General features: G+C 44.0%; 25 protein-coding genes and 2 riboswitches. Of the genes, 21 read left to right on the top strand and 4 right to left on the bottom strand.

Features of this window, described 5'->3' with window-relative positions:
- The first annotated feature begins 209 nt into the window (after positions 1-209).
- The 3 genes from JHD69_RS05190 to JHD69_RS05200 all read left to right on the top strand — a co-directional run bounded on the left by JHD69_RS05190 (position 210) and on the right by JHD69_RS05200 (position 3,603).
- A complete protein-coding gene (locus tag JHD69_RS05190; protein ID WP_199138024.1) occupies positions 210-407 on the top strand; it encodes a hypothetical protein in 198 nt (65 codons plus the stop codon).
- 36 nt (positions 408-443) lie between these two features.
- On the top strand, positions 444-1,325 hold the full coding sequence (locus JHD69_RS05195; RefSeq protein ID WP_199138026.1) for a polyphosphate kinase 2 family protein: 882 nt from the start codon (positions 444-446) through the stop codon (positions 1,323-1,325).
- A 120-nt stretch (positions 1,326-1,445) separates the two neighbouring features.
- Positions 1,446-1,634: riboswitch (cobalamin riboswitch) on the top strand.
- 97 nt (positions 1,635-1,731) lie between these two features.
- Positions 1,732-3,603 carry a TonB-dependent receptor plug domain-containing protein gene (locus JHD69_RS05200; protein WP_199138028.1) on the top strand — a complete coding sequence of 624 codons (1,872 nt, stop codon included), beginning with the start codon at positions 1,732-1,734 and terminating at the stop codon, positions 3,601-3,603.
- Positions 3,604-4,071: 468 nt separating this feature from the next.
- Here JHD69_RS05200 and JHD69_RS05205 read toward each other — a convergent pair whose 3' ends face one another.
- Positions 4,072-5,328 carry a serine hydrolase gene (locus JHD69_RS05205; protein WP_233165720.1) on the bottom strand — a complete coding sequence of 419 codons (1,257 nt, stop codon included), beginning with the start codon at positions 5,326-5,328 and terminating at the stop codon, positions 4,072-4,074.
- Positions 5,329-5,512: 184 nt separating this feature from the next.
- Positions 5,513-5,702: riboswitch (cobalamin riboswitch) on the top strand.
- Between the two features lie 89 nt (positions 5,703-5,791).
- On the opposite strand from JHD69_RS05205, the gene JHD69_RS05210 reads away from it, so the two are divergent.
- From JHD69_RS05210 to JHD69_RS05250, 9 genes are all read left to right on the top strand, one after another.
- Complete coding sequence (locus tag JHD69_RS05210; protein ID WP_199138030.1) at positions 5,792-7,831, top strand: TonB-dependent receptor plug domain-containing protein; 2,040 nt, start codon at positions 5,792-5,794, stop codon at positions 7,829-7,831.
- Positions 7,828-8,961, top strand: a complete 1,134-nt coding sequence (locus JHD69_RS05215; protein WP_199138032.1) for a YncE family protein — start codon at positions 7,828-7,830, stop codon at positions 8,959-8,961. The genes JHD69_RS05210 and JHD69_RS05215 overlap by 4 nt, the downstream gene beginning before the upstream one ends.
- A gap of 11 nt (positions 8,962-8,972) precedes the next feature.
- Positions 8,973-10,112, top strand: coding sequence for a YncE family protein (locus JHD69_RS05220; RefSeq protein ID WP_199138034.1), 1,140 nt, complete (start codon positions 8,973-8,975; stop codon positions 10,110-10,112).
- Position 10,113: 1 nt separating this feature from the next.
- Positions 10,114-11,067, top strand: a complete 954-nt coding sequence (locus JHD69_RS05225) for a PKD domain-containing protein (RefSeq protein ID WP_199138036.1) — start codon at positions 10,114-10,116, stop codon at positions 11,065-11,067.
- A 41-nt stretch (positions 11,068-11,108) separates the two neighbouring features.
- The gene (locus tag JHD69_RS05230) at positions 11,109-12,245 is read left to right on the top strand and encodes a PKD-like domain-containing protein (protein ID WP_199138038.1); all 1,137 of its coding nucleotides are present in this window, start codon (positions 11,109-11,111) and stop codon (positions 12,243-12,245) included.
- A 209-nt stretch (positions 12,246-12,454) separates the two neighbouring features.
- Complete coding sequence (locus JHD69_RS05235) at positions 12,455-13,420, top strand: DUF5074 domain-containing protein (protein WP_199138040.1); 966 nt, start codon at positions 12,455-12,457, stop codon at positions 13,418-13,420.
- A gap of 65 nt (positions 13,421-13,485) precedes the next feature.
- Positions 13,486-14,070 (top strand): DUF6580 family putative transport protein, encoded by a 585-nt coding sequence (locus JHD69_RS05240; protein ID WP_199138042.1) that lies wholly within the window; start codon positions 13,486-13,488, stop codon positions 14,068-14,070.
- A gap of 226 nt (positions 14,071-14,296) precedes the next feature.
- Positions 14,297-14,989 carry an SIR2 family NAD-dependent protein deacylase gene (locus JHD69_RS05245; RefSeq protein WP_199138044.1) on the top strand — a complete coding sequence of 231 codons (693 nt, stop codon included), beginning with the start codon at positions 14,297-14,299 and terminating at the stop codon, positions 14,987-14,989.
- Positions 14,982-15,683, top strand: coding sequence for a diphthine--ammonia ligase (locus JHD69_RS05250; protein ID WP_199138046.1), 702 nt, complete (start codon positions 14,982-14,984; stop codon positions 15,681-15,683). Before JHD69_RS05245 ends, JHD69_RS05250 begins: the two co-directional genes overlap by 8 nt.
- 6 nt (positions 15,684-15,689) lie before the next feature.
- On the opposite strand, the gene JHD69_RS05255 is transcribed toward JHD69_RS05250, so the two are convergent.
- From JHD69_RS05255 to JHD69_RS05265, 3 genes are all read right to left on the bottom strand, one after another.
- Entirely contained in the window at positions 15,690-16,331 is a 642-nt protein-coding gene (locus JHD69_RS05255; RefSeq protein ID WP_199138048.1) for a hypothetical protein, read from the bottom strand.
- Between the two features lie 335 nt (positions 16,332-16,666).
- Positions 16,667-16,915 carry a hypothetical protein gene (locus tag JHD69_RS05260; protein WP_199138050.1) on the bottom strand — a complete coding sequence of 83 codons (249 nt, stop codon included), beginning with the start codon at positions 16,913-16,915 and terminating at the stop codon, positions 16,667-16,669.
- Positions 16,916-16,977: 62 nt separating this feature from the next.
- Positions 16,978-19,146 carry a S46 family peptidase gene (locus JHD69_RS05265; protein ID WP_199138052.1) on the bottom strand — a complete coding sequence of 723 codons (2,169 nt, stop codon included), beginning with the start codon at positions 19,144-19,146 and terminating at the stop codon, positions 16,978-16,980.
- 149 nt (positions 19,147-19,295) lie between these two features.
- Between JHD69_RS05265 and JHD69_RS05270 the strand changes: the two genes are divergently transcribed.
- The 9 genes from JHD69_RS05270 (at position 19,296) to JHD69_RS05310 (ending at position 26,710) form a co-directional block, all read left to right on the top strand.
- The gene (locus JHD69_RS05270) at positions 19,296-19,508 is read left to right on the top strand and encodes a PLDc N-terminal domain-containing protein (RefSeq protein ID WP_199138055.1); all 213 of its coding nucleotides are present in this window, start codon (positions 19,296-19,298) and stop codon (positions 19,506-19,508) included.
- Positions 19,509-19,599: 91 nt separating this feature from the next.
- Positions 19,600-20,076, top strand: coding sequence for a GAF domain-containing protein (locus tag JHD69_RS05275; RefSeq protein ID WP_199138057.1), 477 nt, complete (start codon positions 19,600-19,602; stop codon positions 20,074-20,076).
- Complete coding sequence (locus tag JHD69_RS05280; protein ID WP_199138059.1) at positions 20,069-20,674, top strand: DNA-3-methyladenine glycosylase; 606 nt, start codon at positions 20,069-20,071, stop codon at positions 20,672-20,674. The genes JHD69_RS05275 and JHD69_RS05280 overlap by 8 nt, the downstream gene beginning before the upstream one ends.
- Before the next feature lie 348 nt (positions 20,675-21,022).
- Positions 21,023-22,312, top strand: a complete 1,290-nt coding sequence (gene kynU, locus JHD69_RS05285; protein ID WP_199138061.1) for a kynureninase — start codon at positions 21,023-21,025, stop codon at positions 22,310-22,312.
- Positions 22,305-23,165: a bestrophin family protein gene (locus tag JHD69_RS05290; RefSeq protein WP_199138063.1), complete on the top strand. Its 861-nt coding sequence runs from the start codon at positions 22,305-22,307 to the stop codon at positions 23,163-23,165. The genes kynU and JHD69_RS05290 overlap by 8 nt, the downstream gene beginning before the upstream one ends.
- A 103-nt stretch (positions 23,166-23,268) precedes the next feature.
- Entirely contained in the window at positions 23,269-24,171 is a 903-nt protein-coding gene (locus JHD69_RS05295; RefSeq protein WP_199138065.1) for a histone deacetylase family protein, read from the top strand.
- Between the two features lie 16 nt (positions 24,172-24,187).
- On the top strand, positions 24,188-24,877 hold the full coding sequence (locus JHD69_RS05300; RefSeq protein ID WP_199138067.1) for a pseudouridine synthase: 690 nt from the start codon (positions 24,188-24,190) through the stop codon (positions 24,875-24,877).
- A gap of 106 nt (positions 24,878-24,983) precedes the next feature.
- Entirely contained in the window at positions 24,984-25,730 is a 747-nt protein-coding gene (locus JHD69_RS05305) for a hypothetical protein (RefSeq protein WP_199138069.1), read from the top strand.
- A 26-nt stretch (positions 25,731-25,756) separates the two neighbouring features.
- A complete protein-coding gene (locus JHD69_RS05310) occupies positions 25,757-26,710 on the top strand; it encodes a hypothetical protein (protein ID WP_199138071.1) in 954 nt (317 codons plus the stop codon).
- Position 26,711 lies beyond the last annotated feature (1 nt).

Genomic DNA, 26,711 nt, shown 5'->3' on the forward strand with positions numbered 1-26,711 from the left:
TACTGTCTCGTGGGCTCGGAGATGTGTATAAGAGACAGGGCCGATCCAGAACATGTTAATGCCAGGAGAAAATCCGTTGGCCTCGAACCCATAGAGGAATACTATGAAAAAACAGCGGCGTTTTTAGGCTGGAAAAGACCCCAATCGAAGAACTAGCCTCAAAAAACAAACTTTTGCAGGTTGCTTTTGTTTTTCTGATAAAGATAATCATGTCTAAAAAGAAAGAAATATCACCAGCAACAGTTGCACCTAGGGATGGTTTAGACAACACAGGTACCCAAGGCTATGATTCGTTGAGCAACGACGCATTTACCGGTAGTTCTAAAAAGTCTGCCAAACATCCAAACGATAGCGATAGTGGAACGGGCAGTTCTTCAAAAGATTTTCATGAAAACGAAGAACAATAAATTTTGCTTTATATTTAAAGCTAAAATGCAATACTTATGAAAATCGACATCAAAAAATACCAGGCCTCTACCCAAAAGAAATTCAAGCTTAAGGATTTTGGTACCAGTTACCACGGCGATCTGGATAAGGAAAAAGGGAAACTAGAGCTGGAAAAAGCCAAGTTGCAATTGAGCAACTACCAAGAAAAACTGTATGCCTCGGGCCAACAATCGGTTTTGATTATTTTTCAGGCCATGGATGCCGCGGGTAAGGATAGCGCCATTGAACATGTGATGTCTGGTCTCAATCCCCAAGGCTGCCAGGTATACAGTTTTAAAACGCCGAGCAGCGAAGAATACCGTCACGATTTTTTATGGCGACATTATAAGGCATTGCCAGAAAAAGGAAAAATAGGCATACACAACCGTTCGCACTACGAAAACGTGTTGGTATGCAAGGTGCATCCCGAATATGTGTTGAGCGAAAACATCCCAGGTTATACCAACATAAAGCAAATGGATGCCAAGTTTTGGAAAAGCAGGTACGAAAACATCCGCAATTTTGAAAAACAGCTGACCGATAATGGAACTGTCATTTTGAAGTTTTTTTTGAACGTATCAAAGGAAGAACAAAAACAGCGTTTTCTGGATCGCATTGAAGATCCAACCAAAAACTGGAAGTTTGCCGCAGGCGATTTAAAAGAAAGGGCGCTGTGGAAGCAATACATGGAGGCTTACGAAGAAGCTATCCAGGAAACCTCTACGGCCAATGCGCCCTGGTTTGTGGTGCCTGCCGACAAAAAATGGTATACCCGATTGGTCATTAGTCAGGTAATTGCCGAAACACTGGAGAAATTGAATCTCAAATATCCTGTATTGCCCAAAGAAGAAGCCGATCAGTTGCAAGTGTTAAAGCAGCAACTGTTAGACGAAGAATAAGAACCTGAAACGCTTCTCGGGTAAATCAATAGGTGAGCATTCTTCGCGTAACCTGAATTTTAATGAGCAGCCCTATTCAAAATAAACTGCCGTCTTTTTTTAATCAATCAGAAATAACTTACCTTTGCATCGCTTTTAGGTTCCTGGTCTTCGGATTGGGATTAAAAGGGAATACGGTGTAAATCCGTAACTGTCCCGCAGCTGTAAGCTCCATAATGGTTTTCAAATCTTGGCCACTTTTTCAATTGGAAATGGGAAGGCCGAAAACCGGGAGCAAGTCAGAAGACCTGCCTACGAGTAAATAATTCATAGCTTTCGGGGATTGGAGCTAGGAATGGGACTAATTTATTTTATACCTCATTTCTTTCGTTGATTCTGTAGCTGTGTGTACAAAAAACTCACTACATTGAACAAAACAATCAAATGCATTGCAGCAGGTCTGGGACTTGCGCAATTGGTGCTAATGGGCGGCCAAACAAAAGCCCAAGAGGTACAGTCGTTAAACGAAGTAGTTATAGCTGCTACCAAAAACAATCAAAAACAGGCACAAACGGGTAAGGTGGTTAGCGTTATTACCAGAGAAGAACTGGAGCGAAGCGCGGGCAGAAACCTGGCCGAATTATTGAACCAGCAGGCGGGAATTAACGTGGTTGGTGCCGGCAGCAACTATGGTAAGGACAAAAGCGTATTTTTTAGGGGTGCCGGAAGTGCTTATGCCGTAATTTTGGTAGATGGTATTCCGGTAACCGATCCGTCGGGTACCGGTGGCGCCTTTGACCTGCGCATGTTTGCTATTGATCAGATAGACCATATCGAAATTTTAAGAGGTGGACAGTCTACTTTGTATGGTTCTGATGCCGTGGCAGGGGTAATCAACATCATTACCAAAAAAACAGGTACCAAAGGCAATAATGTCTATGGCGTTGCCAGCGCCGGAAGCTACAACTCTTATAAGGGAACGATTGGCTTGAGCAGCAAGGTAGATGCTTTTACCTATAATGTAAGCTATAGCCACTTCAAAACCGATGGTATTTCTGAAGCTGCCAATCCGGAAGGCAATACGCAGGTGTTTGACAAAGATGGCGTGAAGCAAGATGCCTTGAACGCCAACTTCTCTTTACAGTTAGACAAGCGTTTGAGCATTAATCCATTCCTGCGTTATTTTTACGGCAAATTTAATTACGATGCCGGACCTTTTGCCGATGCCAACAACACTTCAACAGTTAAGCACTTTAATGGTGGCTTAAATGCACAATATCAGTTGGATAAAGGCAAAATTACCTTGAACTACAGCTACGAGAATACAGGTCGTGTTTATAAAAGCAGCTTTCCTGGCCAATATCAAGGCCGTATGAACTTGGTGGATTTGTTCTATAACCAAAATTTAGGCGAAAAGGTAAACCTATTGGTGGGTTTAGATAACAGATCAACCGATGTTACTTATTATGGTAATGTATTGAAAAGACCCAACACCAATCTGTTCAGCACTTATGGCTCTTTGTTTTTGCATGATTTGAGCATTTTTAACCTAGAAGTAGGCGGCCGTTACAACAAACACAACAAATACGGCGAAAACTATACCTATGCGGTTACGCCTAGCTTGAACATCATAAAGGAAGTAAAATTATTCGGAACGGTTTCGTCGGCCTTCAGGGCGCCAACCTTGGATATGCTTTTTGGCCAATATGGTGCCAACCTGAACCTCAAGCCCGAAAAAGCAACAAACTATGAAGCGGGTGCCAGCTTTAATTTCTTAAAGGAAAAAATAAGCCTGCGTGCAGTGGCCTTTAAGCGCGATATGACTGATGCCATTAATTATGGTGCTACTGGCTATATTAATCAAGACAAGCAAAAGGATAGGGGTTTTGAAATTGAGCCTGGCGTTACCTTTAGCAAGTTTACCGTAAAAGGTTATTATGCCTATGTGGAAGGCAAACAGACTTCGGGCAATACGGTAACCGATTTCTTGTTGCGCAGACCTAAAAATACTTATGGTGTCAACGCTGGCGTACAAGCTACCAAAGAGCTGTATTTGAGCGCCAATTATAAGTTTACCGGTCAGCGTGTAGACAGCGACTTTAGTTCTTATCCTTCGGTAAACAAGATGTTGGGTTCATACCGATTATTGGATTTCTATGCAGAATATGCCTTGGCCAAAAAACGCATCAAGATTTTTGCCGATCTGAAAAACCTAACCGACGAGAAATACGCCGAAATTATTGGCTATAGCACCATGGGCTTTAACATGAATGCCGGTGTAAGTTTTAATTTTAAATAAAATAGCAGTACCGTTAGGCTGGGCTCTGGCCAAAGCAGATCAATTAAAAACGCCATGTAAATTAATTACGTGGCGTTTTTTAGTTAAATTGATTACGAATGAAGAGCAGGGTTTAGGCCATCGGGCCTTATCCTGTTCAATCTTTAGCGTTAACTATGCTTCCCAATCGCATCGCGAATAATACCTGTATTCTTCATAATTAGGGCAGAACGGTTCCACAGAGGGGCATTCCTTCAAAATACAATTGCCTCCCGGAGGACAGCCTGCACCTGGTCCATAAGGGTCGTAAAGACAAGTGCTAAAACAAGCTTCGCATGAAAAAAGGCCACCCGTAACCTGTTTCATCTCATTTCTAGATAAAGTTTTTCCGATCATAACTTTTGCGATTTAAAATTTGGTTGATTAATTGGTTAGTTAACTCTAATATACTAAATCACAGGTTATTATACAAAATAAGATATCATAGTGTTATTTGTTGCCATAGTCCATTTTATAACGGCTGAGGTTGGGCAGGTGCTTTTTGCTACGGTTCAGTTCGTACTCATAAATGGTTCGGCCCAGGTTTTTCATAAAAGGGTAGCACACGGTTTCGTACTCGTATTTGCTGTCGTTGTAAATACCATCTTCGTTTGATTGGACAACTGCCGTCAAGAAAAACTCAATCTTGTTCTTGAAATCTACGAAGTACGAATTGTCGATAATGTAGCCGTAGCTATCGCCGTATTTATTGAAAATCCTGATGTTTGGATCAAGTTCGACGTTTTTCTCCCGTCCATAATATAGCATCTTGGCATAAGTAGGCCAAAATGAGTTCGGGTCGTATTTGGGGTAATCACTTTCTGTGGGCAGCTTGCTCATGTAGGTATAAATGAGCTGGTAGTCGGCCGGCGTGAGGTTAAACCTTTCTCTGGCCGGAAATGCTTCGGGCATCATCAGGCGTTTCAGCAACATTTGCTGGTCGCCAACTGTAAATACGTTTTTGTTGGCAAAACTATAGGGTTCATTGACCAGCTGTTCGTTGCTGTCGATATAACCTTTGCCCACCAGCAGGTTGGTTAAGGTGAGGGGATAATCTTTATCATCGTATTGGGCATCCTGATGGTAAACCAGTTTTCCATCCTTGTAAAAATCGATAGGGTTGGTATGTCTGGCCTGTTCGCCACCGTCGCCAATAGCCAGCCTGTTTAAGATCCGGCTGTGGTTCATGCCGTATTTGCTAAGTTTAGCATTGATTTCGGCCCTGCCAATAAATTCGAACAAACGATTAAAAGCGTCGTTGTCACTGGTGAGGAGAATTTTTTTGACGTAATGCGTTATAGAAGGCTTGCCGTTGGGGGCGCTTTCGTCTTTCAGTACTTTGGTTTGCCCTTTAAAGTTGCTGTCGGTTAACATGGTCAAATCGGCATTCATGCCTTTGCTTTTCAGGGTGTTTACCTTTTCGAGCGCAAAAACCACGGCTGCCAGCTTAACGGTACTGGCCGGATAAAAATATCGTTGCGGATTGTAGTTGTAACTGAAAGTCTTAAAACTTGGCTTGTTATGCTGATCGCGGTTAACCTGGGTATAGATTACCTGTACTTCGTTTTTGTTGGGATGGTTTAATACACCTGAAAAGAGTTCAGGCTTGCTTTGCATGAGCTTTGCCAAGAACAGGGTGTCGGTTTGTTGGGCCATGGCTTGGATGCTGATGATCAATAATAAAAAAAGGGATGATAGGCTACGCATTGGCTTATTTTTAAGTTTAAAGATAGGGTTTTAGAACCAATTGCAAAATTGACGAAGCTGTAAAGCGATAGTTGGCTACAGCTTATGATAAAAGAGGGGTATTTCTTCCTGGTCGAAGAAGAAGATCAACAAGGGCTTCGTAGCGCTTCTTTCTACATTTTTTTGCATTCCTGCCTGTTTTGGCTATATTTGCATCGCTTTTGGTTCCCGATTTTCGGATTGGGATTAAAAGGGAATACGGTGTAAATCCGTAACTGTCCCGCAGCTGTAAGCTCTGTAACGGTTTTCAAATCTTGGCCACTTTTTCAATCCAGAAAGGGGAAGGCCGAAAACCGGGAGCAAGTCAGAAGACCTGCCTTTAGCATTATGATTTCATAGCTTTCGGGGATTGAAGCTAGGAGTAAATGCTTGTTGATACATGCTCCTTCATTTCTGTTTGCTGTGGGTTTAACTCACAACAAAAATGACAAAAAAGAAATTGGCCTTTTTTGAAGGCTATGTTGCTTTTATTGGTGTCGCCGTAGTGGGAATGCTCTGCGCATTCGAAGGCGTTGCCTTTGCCCAAAACACTGATACCTTGGGCAAGGTAAACCAATTGCAAGAAGTAAAAATAAACGAATACCGTGTAAGCCGACAAAGCCTGTCGCCGGCTCCGCTACAGATTTTAACCGGCCCAGACCTCCAACGAATCAACAGTTTGTCGGTTGCCGATGCCATCAGGTACTTTTCGGGTGTGCAGCTCAAAGACTATGGTGGCATTGGCGGACTTAAAACCATTAATGTACGGAGCATGGGCAGCAACCATACTGCTGTTTTTTACGATGGCATTCAATTGGGCAATGCACAGAACGGCCAGGTAGACTTAGGCAAATACTCGCTCGATAACCTGGAAGAGATAGCCCTGGTTAGCGGCCAGAGCGACGAGCAGCTGCAACCGGCCAAAAGTTATGCTTCGGCCAGTGCCATCTACCTCAAAACCCGCATTCCTGCTTTTGATGATAAAAAATACAACCTCACAGCTAATTTTAAAACCGGCGATTTTGGTCTCCTCAACCCGGCATTTGTGTACCAGCATCAAATCAGCAGGCATCTTTCGGCCAGTGTAAGCAGCGAATACATCAAAGCCAACGGAAAATATAAGTTCAGGTATACCAATGGTGTTTACGACACCACGGCGGTACGAAACAATGGCGATGTTAACCGGTTCAGGCTCGAAACGGCTTGGTTTGGCCAATTGAACAAACAAGGCAAATGGCACGCACAGGTTTATTCCTTCTTGTCAGACAGAGGTTTGCCGGGTGCTATAGTAGCGAACAAATTCAATTACGACCAACGTATTTGGGACAGGAATATCTTTGTGCAAGGCAACTTGACACAAAAATTTGGAGAGCGCCTTGCTGTGCTGATCAACACCAAGCTCGCTTACGATTATACCCGTTTTCTCGATCCGGAATACATCACGCTTAACGGTTTTCTCGACAATCGTTTTCACGAAAGGGAAGCTTATGTTGCTGTATCGGCCAATTACAGGTTAACCGATAGGTGGCAGGTGTCTTTCGCTTCCGATTATCAGTACCAAGACCTCAAGGCCAATCTTTACCGCTTTGCCTATCCGCGCCGAAACACCTTCTTAAACGTGCTCAGCTCCTCGGTCAAACTGTCGAGGTTCGAAGTACAAGCCAACTTGTTGAGCAGCACGGTAAACGACGAGGTAAACGCCTACAGTTCGGCCGGAAACAAGCAGGTTTTTAGCCCAGCAGTGTTGTTTTCGTGGAAGATTTTTGAAGAATCTAATTTCAGGCTGAGGGGTTTTTACAAGGATATTTTTAGGATGCCTACCTTCAACGATCTCTATTATACTTTTATTGGCAACACCTTGCTCAAACCCGAGTTTGCCCAGCAATACGATTTGGGCTTTACTTATCAGAACTCCTTTAAAAAACAGCAGCTCACTTTTGTAGAGGTCCAGGCCGATTTTTACTACAACCAGGTTAAGGACAAGATTATTGCGCAACCAGGAGCTAATCTGATCCGCTGGATTATGTACAATTTGGGCAGGGTGGATATCAAAGGTGCAGAGCTGAACCTTAAAACCGGTTGGAATTTGGGAAAAGAACTCGCCCTTGGCACAGCCATCAACTACACCTTTCAGCAGGCTATGGATATAACCGACCCCTCTGACGAAAACTATAGGCAACAGATTCCTTACATCCCTAAGCACAGCGGCTCTTTCCTGGCCAAAATCGACTACCGCAACTGGCGAGCCAATTACAGTTTCATTTATACCGGTTATCGCTATAACCAAAAAGCCAATATCATTTACAATTATATGGAGCCTTGGTATACACACGACCTGGCTTTGGGCTATGGGTTTAAGCTCAAACAGGCCAGCTTTAACCTCAATGCAGAAGTAAATAACCTGCTCAACCAGTATTATGATGTTATTCCAAACTTTCCGATGCCCGGAAGGAATTACCGTTTAACCCTAAACTTTAAGCTATGAGCAAAAGCAAGATACATCAACTTTTAATTGTTCTTTTTGTGCTGTCCTTGGTGGCTTGCCGAAAAGATCCTAAGCCATTGCCCGCCGAAATCAGCAGGGTAGAGCCCGAGCCTAACTCGGCCGTAAAGGGGTTTTATTTGGTTAACGAGGGCAACATGAACATGAACAAGGCTTCGTTAGATTACCTCGATTTGGTGAATGGCATCTATACCCGAAACCTGTACAACCAGGTAAACCCCGAAGCCACCAAAGGCTTGGGCGATGTGGGCAACGATATTGGCATTTACGGCGATAAATTGTATGTAGTGGTCAATATTTCTAACAAAGTGGAAGTGTTGCAGGTAAAAACGGGCAAACGTATAGGCCAAATCAACCTCGCGAACTGCCGTTATGTAACCTTTAATCAGGGCAGGGCCTATGTGAGCGCCTATTTGGGCAAGGTTGGCGACCCCAAGGCGCCCAATGGCATGGTAGCCGAAATAGATACGGCAAAACTAGCCATCAACCAGACGGTAGAAGTAGGGAGGCAACCCGAAGAAATGGCCATTGTAGGCAACAAGCTCTACATTGCCAACTCGGGAGGTTATAGTCCGCCAAACTACGAAAGCACGGTTTCGGTTATTGATTTAAACACTTTCAAGGAAATCAAGCGCATTGAAGTGGCCATTAACCTGCATCGCCTAAAAGCCGATCGTTATGGCGACCTCTATGTAACCTCGAGAGGCGATTATTATACCATCCCATCGCGTTTGTACGTGGTCGATACCCATACCGATCAGGTCAAAAAAGTATTCGATGTCGCGGCCAGCAACTTGGCCATTGACGGCGATTTGGCCTATCTGTACAGCACCGAATGGAACTATATCCAGGGCAAGAACACCATTAGCTATCACCTGATCGATGTGAAGAACGAAACGCTACTCGACCAGAAATTTATAACCGACGGCACCGAAAAAAACATCAAAATACCTTATGGCATTGCGGTAAATCCGGTGAGCAAAGATGTATACGTAACCGATGCCAAAGACTATGTAACTCCCGGCAAATTGCATTGCTACAACGCCCTAGGCAAATTAAAATGGTCTGTTGCCACCGGCGATATCCCTGCACACATTGCTTTTGTTTATTAATTAAATTAGATATGAAAACTATTGACAACAAACCGTTTAAAACCATAGTATTAGCCTTTTTATGGGGTATACTATTAACCAGCTCCTGTAAAAAGGACCGTACGCCGGCACCGATTCCCAAAGTTCCCGAAATAGCAGGCACTAAAGGTATTTATATGCTTTGCGAAGGCCTTTGGGGCATGAACAACAGTGCCATTTCTTACTACGATATTGCTACCAATACCGTGGAAAAAGACATGTACAAAAAGGTGAACAAAACCGATTTGGGCGAAACGGCCAACGATTTGAAAGCTTACGGTAGCAAAATGTACTGCGTAGTGGCCGGTAACCAAGGCGAAGCCAGGTCGTTTGTCGACATTATCGATATTGCTACCTGCAAATCGCTGAAAAGGATTTCGTTTAACAGTGCCAACGATGGTTACATGCCAAGGTTTGTGACCTTTTATAAAAACAAGGCCTATGTATCGAGATATGATGGCAAAATCAGCCGCATTGATACAACATCTTTGGCTGTTGATGGCGAGTTGCAGCTCATGAACGGCTCCAACAAAGCCGAAGGCCTCGAAGAACTAACGGTAGCCAATGGAAAATTATACGTAACCAATTCATCGCATCCTTTTTATTCAAACGGCTTAAAAACCAAGGTTACGGTTATCGATTTGGCTTCTTTTACCAAGGTTAAGGATATTGAGGTAGGCAATAACCCGGTGAGAATTGGCGCTGCCGGCAATGGCGACCTGTATGTGATCACCTGGAACGATTACATCATCTTCAACAATCCGTCCTTGGTACGCATCAACAGCACAACCGATGCCGTGGTACAAACCGAATCTTATGATTTGGGTGCTATTAATATTGTGAAAGATCAAGCCTGGGTAAGCCAGGATGTGTATACCAATCCAACGGTTAAAGGCATCAACTTGGCAACGGGCAAATTGGGCAACAGCCTGATTAGTGATGGAACAAAAATAACTACGCCTTATGGCCTTACCGTAAATGGTTTCGACCAGTCGGTAGCCGTTGCCGATGCCATGAACTACAATTCTTCAGCCGGTAAGGCTTACATTTTTGGTAAAGACGGCAAGCTGCAATACAGTTTCGCTACGGCCGCATTGCCGCAACATGCCGTGTTTAATTATAGCTACAAATAAGATGAGGGCTTATTCATTAAAATGCGCTGTTAAAAGTTCGGTATTGCTGCTGTTGCTCTTCGTGCTTGCCTGTAAAAAAAACAGCGAGGAAGAAAGGCCAGCACCCATAAAGCAGCGTGCCTATATCAGTAAAATATACGAATACAAGCCGGCACCCGGACAATTTATTAACGACCCGAGCTATGGCACTTTGGCCAAAGCCAATGCGTTGGTTGGTGCCAGCGATAACGGCTTGCTGTCGCTTGGCGCTTTTGGGGGTTATGTGGTCTTTGGTTTCGACCATCCGATAAAAAACGAAACCGGCAACGATTTGGGCATCTTTGGCAATCCTTTGATTGGCGGAGGAGGCGAATGGTCTGAACCGGGTATTGTTTGCGTTATGCAAGACCTAAATAAGAATGGCTTGCCCGACGATGGCGAATGGTACGAATTGGCAGGCAGTGAATACAACGCGCCTGAAACGCGAAGAAACTACAAAATCACCTATTACAAACCAAGTGCGCTTGCCGATGATATCCGATGGACGGATAACCTGGGCAACGAAGGCTTTGTGCTCAGAAATTCGTACCACAATCAAGCTTATTATCCAAATTGGGCCAACGAAACGCAACTTTCTTTTGAAGGTACCCTGCTCAAAAACACCTTGCTCGAAGGTGGCCTAATCACCAATTTGCCGTTTTCTTTTGGTTATGCCGACAGTGGATCGCCGGAATATTTGAGCTTGCAAAACCTTTTGGGCAGGGGCTATAATGCTTTCGACATTGATTGGGCAGTTGACCGCAACGGCAAAAAAGTGGCATTGATGCAGATCGATTTTGTAAAGGTGTATACCGCACAAAACTGCAACGGCAATCCCTATCATCCGGTAACCAGCAATCCGCGTTCGCGCTACCTCGGCGAAATATCGACGGAAATTGCCGGTGCCATTGACATCCGTCTATACCAGCAACAGTAAAATAAACCATGAATTATAAAACAAGGCTAACCCTTAAAAAAATGAGAATTCTTAATTATCTATTGCTCGCTACCTTATTTGTTTCAGTGCTTTCGTCCTGTAAAAAGAACGATGTTGCCAAACCGCCAGTACCTATTTTAGGCAGTGTTTATCCAGAGATATCGGTTAAACTGGCAGAAAAATATGCGTTTAAAGTAACCACGCTCAATGGCGAAACCTTTAGTAACCAGTGGACGCTTGACGGAAAAGCGGTAGGCACCGATTATACCTACAATTTTACGCCAACCTTGGCGGGCACCTATACCTTGGTGTATAAGGCCAGCAACGAAGCCGGCAGCTTTAGCTACACCTACAAGATTACCGTACCGGTTCCTGTGGTTGCTGCAACGCCAACCAGCAGCAAATACATCAGCAAGGTTTTCGAATACTTGCCGGCGCCCGGACAGTTCATTAACGAAGCGGCCGTAGGTTCGTTGGAACAGGCACAAAAACTGGTTGGCAATACCAGTAACTTGTTGACCCTGGGTGCCTTTGGTGGTTATATCGTTTTTGGCTTCGACCACTCGGTAAACAACCAAACGGGTTACGATTTGGCCATTTACGGCAACCCGATAGGAGGTACAACGCCTTGGGCCGAACCGGGAATTGTAATGGTGAGCCAAGATAAGAATGGCAATGGCCTGCCAGACGACGAATGGTATGAACTGGCCGGAAGCGAATACAACGATCCCGCTACGATCAAGAACTACGAAATTACCTACAAAAATCCGAAGGCCTATGCCAATGTAACCTGGACAGACAACCAAGGCAACAGCGGTTCGGTAGATATCAATACCTTTCATAAACACAATTACTATCCTGAATTTGCGCCAAACCAAGAGACGCTTACTTTTAAAGGCACCTTGCTGAGGTCTACCTGGGGCAAATATGGCAGCATCTTTATCAATTCGGCTTTTGCATGGGGCTATACCGACAGCTGGTCTATCGGCGACGATTACCAGAACAATCGCTACAATGGTTTCGATATTTCGTGGGCCGTAGATAAAACCGGCAAAAAAGTAGATTTAAAAACCATCGATTTTGTAAAGGTATATACCGGTCAGAACGAAAAAGGCAATGCCCTTTTGGGAGAAATCTCTACAGAAATCAAAGGCGCTACCGATTTAAACATCAAATAAGCAATACGCTCTCTAGGCTCTTGTGCTGTTTGGTGGCAAAGGAGCCTTGAAATGCAATACGTTAATAATAATATCAACACAAATGAAACCATTTACACTTGCACCATCCAAATCATTATTATCGGTAGCTTTTGCTGTTCTCCTGTAAAAAAGATCAAGTTGACCAACCCGCTCCAGCAACTCAGGGCAAATACGAAAATGGCTTTTTTATGGTAAATGAAGGCTGGTTTGGACACGGTACCGGCGAAATCAGTTTTTACGACTACGCCATGAAAAAGATTACCGATAGCATTTTTAAACGCGAAAACCCTACCAAAGATTTAAATCCCACAAGTTCTACCTTGCAGTTTGGGACGATTTTCAACAACAATATGTACCTGGTTAGCAAAGTTGGCGGACCTATGGTGGTGGTTGATGCCTTTACTTTTAAGGAAAAGGGACGCATCGCAGCCAAAGGGGGCAATGATTGGAGGGCTTTTTTAGGCATCGACCAAAATACGGGGCTCTTGAGCAGTTCTTCGGGCGTATACATGGTAAACCTCAAAACCATGAGCGCCTACAGCAAACTGGTTGGAGCCGATGGCCAGATTGGCGATATGTTCAAGGCTGGTCGATATATTTTTATGCACAGCGCCACCAATGGCATGCTGATTTTTAACGCAAACGATTATAGCCTAAACCAAAAGGTAAAAGGCGTAACCATGGGCTTTGCCCAAACGCCAAACGGAAAAGTATGGTACACCGGTGGCAAATACCTTTACGAGATTGACCCGCAAACCCTGGCCAAAGATAGCGTCGACCTCAAATTTACGACTTATGCGGCTTGGGGTGCCTGGCATTCAGGCTCTATAGTGGCATCTACTAAAGAAAATGCGGTTTATGTATTGAAAAATGCCAGTTTTAGTGGTGGCAGCGAAGTTTACCGATATGTAGCTGGTAATAAATCGTCGATTGATGCGCCATTCATTACCAATCCGGCACAGCAAATATTTTATGGAAAGGGCATCGGTTTTGATGGCAGGCAGAACCAGCTGGTTATTCAAACCGTACAATCGGGTTTTGGTGCCAATTTTGCCATTAATAACCTCTTTTTTTATGACACCAATGGAAAGCTGAAGCAAACTATTCCTTATGAAGGGTATCATTTTCCTTCGCTAACGGTGTTCCATCAGTAAGCTTTAAACTTAACTCTTTTATATTATCCAGAAATAAACTAGTTTTGTGAGTAAAATAAAGAATAATGGAAAACAAGTTTAACTCGAGAACGCTAGTATTGCTATTGTTTATGGTTGTCATCATTGGATTGAGGGTAATTGCGCCACTTTCTCCTGATTTCAAAGTCATTGCCAATTTCTCTGCATTTGGCGCGGTAGCCTTATTTGGTGGAGCTTATTTCAAAAATACGTTTAATGCTTTTGCCTTGCCAATGCTCATTTTGTTATTGAGCGATATCGGACTTGCACTCGTAATGGGCAAAGACTATGGCTTTTACCAGGGCTGGTACTATACCTATATTGCCTTTGCGCTGATGGTTATGGTAGGCAGGATTTTGATTAAAAAAGTCAACATCCAAAACCTTTTTGCCGCTAGTTTGGCTGTGGTTTTTATACACTGGATCGTTTCCGACTTTGGTGTTTGGTTAGGTTCTACGTTTTATCCGCAAACCTTGGCCGGTTTTTGGGCCTGTCTGGTAGCCGCTATTCCTTTCGAGCTCAACTTCCTTTATGGCACTTTGGCCTATACGGCTTTGATGTTCGGTGTATTCGAAAGCTTAAAAGCAAAATATCCTGTTTTGAGCCTAAAAAGAGACATTGCACACTCTTAACAAATAAAATATTCGAAGAAAGCCCTTTTGTACCATCGTGCAAAAGGGCTTTTTGTTTAAATTAGCAGATCCAAAGCCGCCAATATGACTAGCAACCCTCGCCGGCTTTTGAATGATAAGCGTATAAACCGATGAAACTGCCATGGGCAAATACCTGTAAATTAAGGTAATGCCGATGATTTCCGTTTGCAACAATGTGCAATTTCATCGCCATGAAAAAACAGTGATGAAAAAAAGACTAGTAGTTTTAACGGGAGCAGGTATCAGTGCAGAAAGCGGCCTTAAAACCTTCAGGGATTCTGACGGACTGTGGGAAGGCTATAACGTTAGGGAGGTGGCTACTCCAGAAGCTTGGGATTGGAATCCGGTGTTGGTGCAACAGTTTTACAATGAACGCCGCAGGCAGGTACGCGCCGCCATACCCAATGAGGCACACCTGGAACTGGCCAAACTCGAAACCCATTTCGACGTCCATATCATTACTCAGAACATTGACGACCTGCACGAAAGGGCAGGCTCCAGCCAGATTGTCCATTTGCACGGACTCATTACCCTGGCACAATCCGATCAAAATCCTGCGCTTGTTTATCCCATAATTGGCGACGAAATTAAGATGGGCCAACTGTGCGAACTGGGTTCGCAGCTAAGGCCACACGTAGTTTGGTTTGGCGAAGCTGTGCCAATGATCGAAACCGCGGCCAACATTTGTGCAACTGCCGACCTGTTTATGCTGGTAGGCAGTTCGCTGGCCGTATATCCGGCTGCCGGATTAATTGACTATATACCCAAACATGTACCTAAATATATTATCGATCCTAAAATCCCATCGGTAGAGCGCTATCACAATTTGATCAAAATTGAAAAATCTGCTACTCTAGGCTTAAAAGTGGCTGCCGATTTATTAAAACAACATGTCTAATCGCAAAAAAGCCGTATTTAACTGGAGCGGAGGGAAAGACAGTACGCTGGCCCTTCACTATGTATTGCAACAAAAAGAATTCGAAATCAGCCATTTGCTCACCACCCTAAACGATTCGTTTAATCGTATTGCCATGCACGGTGTCAGGGAGGAGCTTTTGGTCAGGCAGGTGGAAAGCCTAAAGCTTAACCTGCTACAAGTAAGATTACCCGAAATGCCCAACATGGAAATTTATGAGCAGCTAATGGGAAGACAATTGAGCAGGCTTAAAGAAGAAGGCATTACCCATGCCATATTTGGAGATATATTTTTGGAGGATTTGAAGGTTTACCGGGAAAACCAGTTGGAGCAGTTGGGCATGTCGGCCGTTTTCCCGCTCTGGAAGGGCGATAGCTTGGAGTTGGTGCGCGATTTTATAGAATTAGGGTATAAAACCATTGTAGTAGGAGCCGAAGATGGCTTGCATGACTTTTGCGGGCGGATAATAGACCACAAGTTTTTGGATGATTTGCCCAATTACGTTGATCCATGTGGCGAAAACGGAGAATTTCACACTTTTGTGTTTGATGGCCCCATTTTCGAAAAGCCGATTAATTTTACCCTCGGCGAAAAGATTTTCAAGGCTTTCCCTAAATTTAACCAAGAAGATCTGCCTACGGGGTATTGGTATATCGATCTCATTCCCGCCGATTAGCAAGGCCTATTTGTTCTTCTTGTTGAACAGCTTGCTCAGGTTAGGCTTGATGCCTACGGTAAGCGGTACGGCGCTAAAACTGCGGTTCTGTATTTTACTGAAACCCTGCATATAGCTGGCTTCAATAAATAGAGAGGCCCCGCCAATGTTGTACTCTGTGCCCAATCCGGCTTCTACCATCCCCATGCCGTTGCTTTTATTGTCGAGCGTAGCCGAATGATTGCTTTGGTCGATGGTGATACGTGGCGTAAGGATAATCCCGCCACCTGCACCGGCAAAACCATACCAGGCGAATTTACCATCGATATGGCGATACCCCAGCGCCAAGTTGAGCAGGTAGGTAGTAGTTCTTGCTTTTTTCAAGGAATAGCTGTAGCCCTCATCCGGGCTTAGTTCTTGGTAACCGTAAGCATGCAGGCTTACCTTGGGATAAAGGAAAAGACCTTTGTTGCCGAGCCCTAAATTCAAGCCAAGCGACGTAGAAAATTTTGGCTTTAAATAGTCTGCACTTTCACCTACCGGAAAAGAGAAGCCGATGCCGCTCATGCTGTAAAGTTTATCCGGTCGGGTAGGAGAATTTTGCGCTTTTAGTGAAGTTGCCATCAAGGTTGATAAACCCCAAGCAACTGCCATGATGTATTTTTTCATTAGACAGTTTTTAGTGTTTAAGTACAACAGCAAAAATGGTATTTTGTTTCGCTGGGCCAAGTAATGATGGCGCCTTATGGCCTCAAAACAAAAATGCCCAAAGTTGGTTGTCTTTGGGCAAACTTTGCATTTATTTGGTTAAAATAACACTCAGAATAATATTTTGTTTTATTTTTTAAGTTATTAATTATCAATAAGTTATTTTTATTTAAATAAATTAATTGTTTTAATATGGATTGTTAAGGTAGAACTAAAGCGTTTAAAATAAAGAATAATATTCTGATTTTAAATTAAAAGCACTATTATACAGTATATTACAGTTTTTAATTAAATCATTACTGCTGTCTTTGGTAAGCGGCGTTAAAATCGCTTCTCATGGTTTTGAAACGCGCTGTAACCGTATTTAAAAACTCTTCGTCAAGCATTTGGAAAACTTCGTTTGCTCCTCCTCCCATCAGGTCGAGCTCGGCTAATTTGTAGCTTTGTTCCAGCTGTCCCTGTTCAAATTTGACAATGTATTTCTGGTTCATGCTAAACAAAGTAATCTTAAAATTCGGATGTGGCAATTCGGCAACTATTCTCATGTACTGTGTTTTTTATAGCAAAACGGCGAAGCACTTGCCTCGCCATTGTTGCCTGTTTTTGTTTAAAGTTTAACACCCATTTCCTTGAGCAGGAAATCGGCATGGTCAATTTTTTGTGCTACCCAAAGTACATACCTGATGTCTACGCCGATAGAACGGCTATAGCTTTCGTTCCAGGCATAATCATTGATGGTGGCTTCGTAGGCCCGGTCAAAATTTACCCCAATCAACTCGCCATAAGCATTCATGATCGGAGAACCCGAATTGCCTCCGGTAGTATCCATGTTGTAAAGGAAGGCGACTGGAACATCGTTCAGTTCTTTTTTGACAAACGGTCCAAAATCCTTGGCTTCCCAAAGCGACCTGATCTGTTGCGGGTAATTGAATTCAGGATTTCCGGTAGCTCCTTTTTCTAAAATACCTTTAATGGTAGTGTAGGGTGCCATATAGCTGGCATCGGCGGGCGAGTAGCCACGCACATGGCCATAGGTAAGCCTTAGCGTGCTGTTGGCATCAGGTATGAAGTCTTTCTTCATAAACTTTTCTTTTACATTTACATAATCGCCCATCAGCTTGTTCAGTACGCCGTCTCTACGGTCTTTTTCTGGTTTAAGCGCAGCGATTTGTTCGGCAATGCCTTTTTCGAACAATAAAATGCCGTCGTTGTAATCGTTAACAGACTTGGCCGATTTAAGGATGTTGTTGAATACGTAGTTCTGGTCTTTCAACCTGCTCAGTCCAAAGGCATCGTTAATGAAATCGTTGACCATGGTTTCGTTGTTGGCGCCACGGTTGGTAATTTTATCTACCGCACTTACCCTTTGGTTAGCAGAGAAAGCTGAGGCATCCATCATCATTTTCTTTAGTATTCTACGGTCTACATCAATATCATAAGCTTCGTAAACGGTATTTAACGACTGTTTAAGCTTGGCAATATTGCTGTTGAAGTAGTTTTCCTTCTGGGCGTTTGGCTGTGCCTCTAAATCACTTTTAAATGCGTTGAGCTGCTTGGCTACATTGAGCAAGCTGGTAGAGGTGTAGATCTGGCCCAGCCAAAGATCTCTGTTGGCATCGCCATTGATCTGCTGGTAAAGCTGGTCTATATCATTCATCAAATTGCCGTATTGGGCCTTCACTTCAACATTTGAGTTGATGAAAGCAGCCAAAGCCGCGTCTTCCTGCTTTTTCTGAGCCACCAAGTCGATGCCTTTGATACCTTTAAGCTTGCCTCTGTAGTTTTTCATTACGTTGGCGTTTCTTTTGATGCGGGTGGCCAGTTTAAGTTCGGTGGCTTTGTCTTTTTTGCCTACGCTTTCCATCGTGCTGTTTTGGAAATCGTACAATTGCGATACATAAGGCAATAAAAACTGTTGCTGGTAATTGATAAACTGCGCCGGACGGTGGCGGAAAGTTTTACCCGGATAGCCCAAAATAAACACAAAATCTTCTTCGTTGGTTCCTTTGGCATTTACCTTCAGAAACTTTTTAGGGGTGTAAGGCACGTTATCTTTCGAGTATTTGGCCGGCGAACCATCTTTGGCCACATAAGCGCGCATAAAAGAGTAGTCGCCGGTATGGCGCGGCCAAACCCAGTTGTCGGTTTCGCCACCAAACTCGCCTATGCGACGGTCGGGCACATAAACTAGGCGGACGTCTTGAATGGTTTTGTATTTAAACAGCACATAACTTTTGCCAATAAACATTTCGGACACTTCGGCTTTGATGCCAGGATCTTTTTTCTCGGCCTCTAAAGCCAAATTCTTCATGGCGTTATTGATGAGCTGCAAGCGGGTGGCCGGATCGCTGATGTTGGCAACCGTGCCTAAAACCTTATCCGAAACATCTTCATAACTATCAGTAATACGGCAGGTTAAGCCTTTTGCCTCAATTTCTTCTTCATGGGATTTGGCCACAAAACCATTGTTCAGGTAGTCGTGCTCAGGCGTGCTGGCCAACTGCACGGCGCTAAAGGCGCAATGGTGGTTGGTGATGATCAGTCCCTCGTTCGATACAAAGGAACCGGTACAGCCGCCCACGTTAACCAAGGCATCTACCAAACTGATCCCGTTCGGATTGTACACTTCATTCTGGTCTATTTTAAGGCCTGCTTTTTTCAGGTCAACTTTATGGATTTCGCTCAGGGGAAACATGCCCTCTTCGGGTGCACGATAGGCGAATTGGCCTATGGCAGTGCAGAGCAGTAAAGTAATTAATAAGGATTTTTTATTCATTTCACTTCGTGTTAGGGTAGTACAGGCCAAAGCTAATCAATTTGTTTAACCTAACGAGGCATTGTTGAATAGTCTTGTCATGTTGATACTTGTCAGCCAGTACTTGAATAAATGCTTAATATTGCTTATTTTAGGGAAAAATATACACGATGGCAAATCTGTCTGGCATTTTCTTTTGCGCCGTTTTGGCGCTCGTGGTGGTAGCCATTGATATTTGGGCTATCCTCGATATCGCTAAATTTCCATTAGATCGTGGCCGAAAAAAATGGATTTGGACCAATATTGTCATGTTGCTGCCCATTGCCGGAGGCCTCATTTATTTTTACGTCGGCAAGAAAGACCTGCTCGCCGCTAAGCGTTGATCAAGTTCTGTCACTCAAACGTTATTTGTTGGTACGCAAAACAAAATGAACCTGATGATTTGTTAGTTTTGCTATTCAATGTAAAAGACCCATGGCAGAAGATTTAACCATCACCCGTACCGGAACCAAAGCAGAACAATACGAATCGCTTATCCCGCAAATTGAAGCCTTGCTTTTTGGCGAAACAGACCTGATTGCCAATTTGGCCAATGTTTGCGCAGCTTTAAAAGAGCAGTTCGGCTGGTTTTGGGTAGGCTTTTACCTGGTTAAAGGCGACGAATTGGTATTGGGCCCCTTTCAAGGTCCGGTAGCTTGTACGCGCATTAAAAAAGACAAGGGCGTTTGTGGTGCTTCTTGGGCCCAGGCTAAAACCCTGGTTGTTCCTGATGTAGATCAGTTTCCGGGTCATATTGCCTGCGCTTCGGCCTCTAAATCAGAAATCGTGCTACCACTTTACCAACAGCAAAACATTATAGGCGTATTGGATGTTGACAGTGAATACTTGGCTCATTTTGACGAAGTGGATGCGAAGTACCTGGAGCAAATTGTGAAACTGCTAGATGCCTAAACTGCCTTATTCCTTTTATCAGCAAGACCATGTAACCGATTTGGCCATGCAACTGTTGGGCAAACAGCTGTTTACCCTGGTTGATGGTAAATTAACTGGAGGTACCATTGTAGAAACCGAGGCTTATAACGGAATCGCCGATAAGGCTTCGCATGCTTATGGTGGCCGTTTTACGCCCCGCACCTCAACCATGTACGAAGCAGGAGGTATTTCCTATGTGTACCTTTGCTATGGCATACATCATCTGTTTAATGTGGTTACCGCTCCAAAAAATACGCCCCATGCGGTGCTAATCCGTGGCTTAATGCCTACCGTTGGACTAGAAACTATGCTCGAACGCCGAAAAATGACTAGCCTCGCACCTCGACTAACCGCCGGACCAGGTGCCTTGGCCCAAGCTTTAGGCATCAATAAGGCGCTAAATGCCAAAGACTTGCTGGGCGAAGAAATCTGGATAGAAGACAATGGCCTCATTTTTAGCCCTGAACAAATTGTTGCCTCGCCACGTATCGGTGTTGATTATGCCGAAGACCATGCCTTGTTGCCTTGGCGCTTCTATATCAAGGGCAACAAATACGTGAGCAAGCCCAATGCTTAAGTTGTAAGGGCGAAGTCGATTTCATTTTGTGTTTTTATGCATCATCACCAAGATCAGAAAAAAGACCCTCGTTGAGTCTTTTATAGCATGCCGATTGGCCATGGCAGTGACGACCAATCTCCAGAAAAAGTTAAAATGAGCAAATAGACGAAGAAGACTGGCGTTCCGACCTACATCAACCTTTATGGCTATGGCTACAAAAACAGCTATGAGTTATATGAGCAGGTCAATACGAACTACAAAAGGATCAAATTTGAAGGGCTCGGAAGTCAAGTCGAGCAATCTGAATTTGAAGCAAAATATCAAGTCTAGCCGAGAGGTTAGGCTTTTTTTTATTAATATTGGCACATGAATTTCGAGAACAATCTGTCTTTCGCCCAACAGCTAGACCGAGCCGACCCACTAAGGGAAATGCGCAGTCAATTTCTTTTTCCTCAACACAACGGAAAAGAATTTATCTACTTGTGTGGTAATTCTTTAGGATTACAACCTAAAGTAGCACAAGAAGTAATGCAAGTGCAATTAGACAATTGGAAAAACCTGGCTGTAGAGGGTTGGTTTGATGGCGAAACCCCATGGATGTTTTACCATAAGGAACTGAAAAAGCTAATGGCGCCCATGGTGGGTGCAAAAGTTGCAGAGGTTTGTCCGATGAATACCTTAACGGTTAATCTGCACCTGCTGATGGTCAGTTTCTATCGCCCTCAAGGGAAAAGGTTCAAGATCATCATGGAAGCCGGGGCTTTTCCGTCAGACCAGTATGCCATCGAAAGTCAGGTTCGTTTCCATGGTTACGATCCTAAGGAAGCCATTATTGAGGTTAAGCCCCAAGCAGGAGCTTATACTTTAGAAACCGAAGCCATTTTACAGGAAATAAAAGCCAATGGCGCCGAAATTGCTTTGGTGCTGTTTGGCGGCGTTAATTATTTTACCGGACAATGGTATGATATGCCTGCCATAACAAAAGCTGGACATGCCGTTGGGGCTACCGTAGGTTTCGATTTGGCCCATGCGGCTGGAAACGTATCCTTAGAACTGCACGATTGGGACATCGATTTTGCCTGCTGGTGTTCTTATAAATATCAAAATTCTGGTCCTGGAGGCATCAGTGGTATTTTTGTGCATGAAAAACATTTTTCCGATACTTCATTGCACCGTTTTGCTGGTTGGTGGGGCTACCAGGAAGCACAGCGCTTTAAAATGGAAAAAGGCTTTGTGCCCGAGGCTGGTGCCGATGGTTGGCAGGTAAGCTGTACCCAGGTAATGCCTATGGCGCTCTACCATGCTTCGTTGCAACTGTTTGAAAAGGCAGGCTTTATCGAACCTTTAAGAAATAAAAGTAAAACTTTAACTGCTTATTTATTTTATGTTATTAATGAGGTAAATAAGAAATTAGGAGAGGAGCAGTATCACATCATAACCCCCGCAACCGAAGCCGATAGAGGCGCTCAGGTTTCCATCATTGCCAAAGCCAACGGTAAGCTGGTATTCGATCAGTTGGTAGCTCATCACGTACTTGGCGATTGGCGCGAACCCAATGTAATCCGTTTAAGTCCGGTGCCTTTGTACAACAGCTTTGAAGACATATACAGAACAGGAGAACTATTATTGACCGTTAGCCAGCAATTAAATGATTAACTATAATCCCAAAGAGTGGTCGCACTTTATCTTCCATATCCATAAAGCCGATACTTTTCGCAAGCTTTGGCCATTGATGCTTGGTGTGGCCGTATTTTCTGGCCTCATTGCTTTTGTAGAACTCAATTACCTGAAACTGGCCGAAACCACCTATATCAAAAACGTGGGCATGATGCATAACCTCTTAGGTTTCGTGATTTCGATGTTATTGGTATTCCGAACCAATACTTCTTACGATAGATGGTGGGATGGAAGGAAGCTTTTGGGTGCGCTGACCAACGTAAGTCGCAATTTTGCCATTAAAATCAAGGCGCTTAACCTCGACAAGGAAGAAAATTCCTTTTTCAAATATGCCATTCCAAAATATGCCTTTGCCCTGAAAGAGCACCTGCGTGAAAAGCAGTACTTTGGCAAAGACAGTTTCCTAATCGAAATTGACGGGGGTAAGCACATTCCGAACCAGGTGGCTGCGAGCATCGTCGGTAGGCTTTATGGCTTGCAGGCTGCCCACAAGATTTCGCAAGAGCAGCTGATTACCCTCAATGCCGATGCTACGCAGTTTACCGATATCTGCGGTGGTTGTGAGCGCATCAGGAATACGCCTATTCCTTTTTCTTACAGTGCTTTTATCAAAAAATTCATTTTCATCTATGTCATTACCTTGCCCTTTGGTTGGGTGTTTAGCTTGGGTTATTTTGTGGTGCCCATTGTGCCTTTCATCTTGTATGTATTGGCCAGTTTAGAGTTGATTGCCGAAGAAATAGAAAACCCTTTTGGTGTGGATGCCAATGATTTGCCGGTAGATCAGATTTGCAGCAACATTGAAAAGCACGTAGAAGAGATATTGAGCTAAATATGGAGCATTTCGGCATGCCCACTATTGCTTATTTGGACCTTGTTTAATCATTCTCTAGCTTAATGCCTACTAATTTATTCGTTCAGTAATTGCATTATTGATGCTCAAAATAGCTTATCACCGTCTTTATGCGCATCCGCTGCCAGCCGGACATCGGTTTCCGATGCTCAAGTACGAGCTGATCCCCGAACAGTTGCTACACGAAGGCACGATTAGGGAGGACAACCTTTTTGCGCCAGAGCCCCTAGCCGAGGAAATAATCTTGGCTACGCACGATCGCGTTTATTGGCAGCAGCTCAAAGGGTTGACTTTGCCTTTAAAAGAGCAACGTCGCATTGGTTTTCCCTTGACCGCCCAATTGGTAGAACGCGAAATCAGGATTGCACAAGGAACCATAGATGGCGCTAGCTTTGCCCAACAGTACGGAATTGCCTTTAATGTAGCTGGCGGAACGCATCATGCAGGGAGCAACTGGGGCGAAGGTTTCTGTTTGCTGAACGATCAAGCCATTGCAGCTAATTATTTGCTAAATAAAGGTTTGGCTAAGCGTATCTTAATCATCGATTTAGATGTTCACCAAGGCAATGGCACCGCACAGATCTTTGCCACAGAGCCCAGGGTATTTACTTTTTCTATGCACGGCGACAAGAATTTCCCTTTTAGAAAGGAACGGTCCGATTTGGATATTGCCTTAGCCGACGGCACTGGCGACGAAGAGTTTCTGGACAAGCTCAAAACAGCACTGGCCGAAGTATTTAGTAGGCAACAACCCGATTTTGTTTTTTACCTGGCTGGGGTTGATGTATTGGCCAGCGACAAATTGGGAAAACTGGCTTTAAGCAAAAAAGCCTGCAAAGAACGCGACCAGCTGGTTTTTGAGGCTTGCCTTAAATACCAGGTGCCGGTACAGGTAAGCATGGGCGGAGGTTATTCGGAAGATATTAAGGTGATTGTAGATGCCCATTGCAATACCTTTCGGCTGGCCGCCGATTTGTTTGTTTAATGCTTATCTTCGCGGAATGTTAGAAATTGTGTATCAGGATGAACATTTAATAGCCATTAATAAGCCACATGGCTTATTGGTGCATCGCTCTAAAATAGCCAACGATGCGACCGAATTTGCCCTGCAGCTGTTAAGGGATCAGATTGGCCAACAAGTAAGCCCGGTGCACCGTTTGGATAGGAAAACCAGTGGGCTATTGCTGTTTGCCTTCGAAAAAGAAGTTGAAATTGCCATGCACAAGCAGTTTATGGAAGGCGAGGTGAGCAAAAAATACCTGGCCATTTTACGAGGCTATGCACCCGATCAGTTAGACATCGACTATCCGTTGGCAAAAGAAAACGGCACGATGCAAGATGCTTTTACTTCCTTTGTAACCCTGCAACGCGCCGAAATTGACGTGGCTTTTGGCAAACACGCCACTTCCAGGTACTCTTTGGTAGAGGCTACACCTAAAACAGGCCGTATGCATCAGCTACGCAAGCATTTTGCCCATATTTTCCATCCTATTATTGGCGATCGAACACATGGTTGCAACAAACAGAACCGATTTTTTAAGGAGCAGTTTGCAATGACCACGATGTTGCTGCATGCCAGTCAACTGGCTTTTGCACATCCGGTAACTGGCCAGCAAATCGAGTTGAAAGCAGGCGTACACCCCGAGTTTAAGCGAATGATGGAGCTGATGAAGCTAGCCTTTGAAAATTAGAAGTCGAAAGCCGTTGCCTTTGGTCAGGCCATTAAAAAACGTTTTTATTTACAAATTGCCTCTTTTAGCACAATATTTGTTTGCCGTTTGCTGTTAAAAAAGACAAATGACGAAATACTTCTACCTTATCTTAGCCTTTGCCATGCTCGCGCTGAGCAGCTGTTCTTCCATCTATATGCCAAGCGTACCCAATACGCCCATGCTGACTACGCAAGGTGAAATTGCTGCTGGAGCCCATATTTCGCTAAAAGGCAATGCCAACTTCAACTCGGCCTATGCCATTAGCAACCATTTTGCCGTATTGGCCAATGGCGCCTACCTGAACAACGAAGCCACCAAAAAAGATATCAAGCACAAAATGATCGAATTTGGGGCGGGCTATTTTGATACTTTTGGACCAGACAATAACCGCATTCTCGAAATTTATGCCGGTGTGGGCAGCGGCAAAAGTCATAGGCTGTTTAGAGAGTTCGATGAGCAGAAGATTTTACTAAGCACAGACCTGTACGATTCTAAATACGATAAACAATTTATCCAAGTTAATTACAGCTCTAAGAAAAAAGACAAATTACGCCTGTTCGGTGTAAATTTTGCGCTCAATTATGGCACAGCCCTGCGCATGAGCTTTGTGAAAACCAACGATTTTTTTCGCAACGGCGTAAAGCAACCCAATGAAGACAATGTTTTTCTAGAGCCTGTATTTTTTACCCGCATGATTTTGAGCGACGAGGTGCAGCTGCAGTACACCAGTGGCAGCAATTTTGGCTTAAAAAACCGCAAATTCCTAAATGCAGGCAATTCGGTGTTCAGTGTAGGAGCCGTGGTAAATTTAGGCCGGGCCAAGAAAAAATAGCCCAGGATTATTGTAGCTTTGTAGCTATGCGGTACCTGTTTCTCTTTTTCCTGTTGCTTTTCAATGCGAAACTAAAGGCGCAGCAAACCTTTAAAGCGAAGTTTGATTCGTTTAAAAAGCTCGAGATAGACAGTGGCATCACCCTTACTTTCGATGAGCCTGATCAGCTAAAAACTGCGCTACCCACCAAGCTCATTATTTTTGCCTTGCCCAACGGTAATACCACGGCCCAAAGCTTTGGTAAGCAATTAGCCCCTGGCGACGATTGGCATTTTGATATCCAACATATAGGGGCGCAGACAGCTTTTATCCGGAAAGCAGATCCTCAAACCAATTACATTGTGGTTTATGCGGAAAATTCGCTGAAGGCTTGGCCAGCTTGGCGCAGAAAATTTGCCAACAGCGACGAACGCATAGCCAATTTGGTAAAACTGATTGAGAGCCACTATGCCCAATATCATCCTCAATTAATTTTAACAAGCCATAGTGGGGGCGGAAGCTTCATTTTCGGTTATATCAATGCCCAGCAATTGTTACCGGCAAACCTGGTGCGAATAGGCTTTTTAGACGCCACCTATGGCTACGAAACCGACAAACATCAGTCCAAATTGGCCAACTGGTTAAAACTGCCAAACAAATCGCTACAGGTAATAGCCTACAACGATAGCGTGGTGACATACAACGGCAAACCCTTGGTATCGCCAACCGGCGGAACCTGGTACCGGAGCCAGCTGTTGGCCAAAGACCTTGTTGTTGCTGGCCAGTTGCAAAAACAGGAATTTGAAGACCGGATCAGTTTTAGGAATAGACAGGGAACTACGGCATTTATACTGATCAAAAATCCGGCAGCCAAAATTTTTCATACTGTTTTGGTAGAGAAGAACGGGTTTATCCAATTGGTTTTGGCGGGTACCAAATTTGAAGATAAGGGCTACAAATTTTGGAAAGACCGGGCTTATGCTTCTTTTATTTTGCCTTGAC

Source organism: Pedobacter sp. ASV12, assembly GCF_016429155.1.
In the GTDB taxonomy this organism is placed as follows: Bacteria; Bacteroidota; Bacteroidia; order Sphingobacteriales; family Sphingobacteriaceae; genus Pedobacter.